The sequence below is a fragment of the Pseudomonas sp. FH4 genome (assembly GCF_000510915.2).
In the GTDB taxonomy this organism is placed as follows: domain Bacteria; phylum Pseudomonadota; class Gammaproteobacteria; order Pseudomonadales; family Pseudomonadaceae; genus Aquipseudomonas; species Aquipseudomonas brenneri.
The window spans coordinates 1-1,327 of sequence record NZ_AOHN01000017.1; the positions used below are offsets into that span (position 1 = coordinate 1).

Consider the following 1,327-nt stretch of genomic DNA (forward strand, 5'->3'; position numbering starts at 1 on the left):
TGAACGAGCCCCATGAAAGACAGGACACCGTTTCCCCCTTACGATAAGGGATAGGCAAACGGGTATGTTTATGACTAACAGCAATGATAAGGGTGGCGAGCTGCTCGGCCAGGAGCGCCGACGCCGCTGGAGCACCGACCAGAAGCTGGCCATGGTTCGCGAGAGCCTTGAACCGGGACAAAGTGTGTCCGTGGTGGCCCGACGCAACGGCATCAACGCCAACCAGCTGTTTCTTTGGCGCAAGCTGTATCAGGACGGAAGTCTATCGGCGGTCAGTGCGGGCGAGGCCGTTGTACCGGCGTCGGAACTGAGCGATGCGCTCAAGCAGATCCGAGAATTGCAGCGGATGCTGGGCAAGAAGACGATGGAAGCCGAAGTCCTAAAAGAGGCCGTGGAGATCGCCCGGTCGCGAAAATGGATTGCGCACTCACCCTTGTTGCCGGGGGACGACCAGTGAAACTGGTCAGCGAATGTCTCGGTGTGTCGCGCTCGCAATTAACGGTTCGGATCAAGCAATCGGTATCGCCTAAAGTACGGCGACGTCGGCTCGTGAACGATACGGAGTTGGTCGCCGAGATTAAGGAGCAGGTCAGCGAGTTACCGAGCTATGGCTACCGCCGTGTTTGGGGGTTGCTGCGCCGCGAGCGTGAAGTTCAGTCACTGGCTCCGATCAATGTGAAGCGGGTTTACCGCGTCATGCGCGATCACAATCTGCTGTTAGAACGCCGCATCAAGCAGCCTGGCGTGCAGCGCCGGCATGAAGGCCGAATTGCCGTTACTACCAGCGATACGCGCTGGTGCTCGGACGGCTTCGAGTTTCGCTGCGACGACGGTGCGAAGTTGAGCGTGACTTTTGCCCTGGACTGCTGTGACCGCGAAGCCATCGGCTGGGTCGCCAGCCCGACGGGCTACAGCGGTGACGACATCCGAGACTTGATGTTGGAAAGCGTGGAGAAGCGATTTGGGGATCAACTACCGAGCACGCCGGTGCAGTGGTTGAGCGATAACGGCTCGGCTTATATCGCCGAGCAGACGCGTCTGTTTGCTCGCCAGATCGGCTTGCAGCCGGTGACCACACCGGTACGCAGCCCGCAAAGTAACGGCATGGCAGAGAGCTTTGTGAAGACGATCAAGCGTGATTACGTGGCGCACATGCCCAAACCGAATCGAGAAACCGCGCTGCGCAATCTGACGATTGCCTTCGAGCATTACAACGAGCAGCATCCGCACAGCGCCTTGAAATATCGGTCGCCGAGAGAGTTTAGGCGTTTGGCAGCAGCATCAATTTAACGGGGAGTTGGTGTCCGGTCTGGTAGGGGCAAGTCCA

At 58.6% G+C, this 1,327-nt stretch carries 1 protein-coding gene; it reads left to right on the forward strand.

The genetic code is table 11. The annotated features are described in order from the left end of the window. Positions 1–70 precede the first annotated feature (70 nt). Positions 71–1,290 (forward strand): IS3 family transposase gene (locus H097_RS27700; RefSeq protein ID WP_197884037.1). Its coding sequence is split into 2 segments (ribosomal slippage): positions 71–416 and positions 416–1,290, totalling 1,221 coding nucleotides; the frame shifts between segments, so codons are not numbered across the junction. The last annotated feature ends 37 nt before the right edge of the window (positions 1,291–1,327 follow it).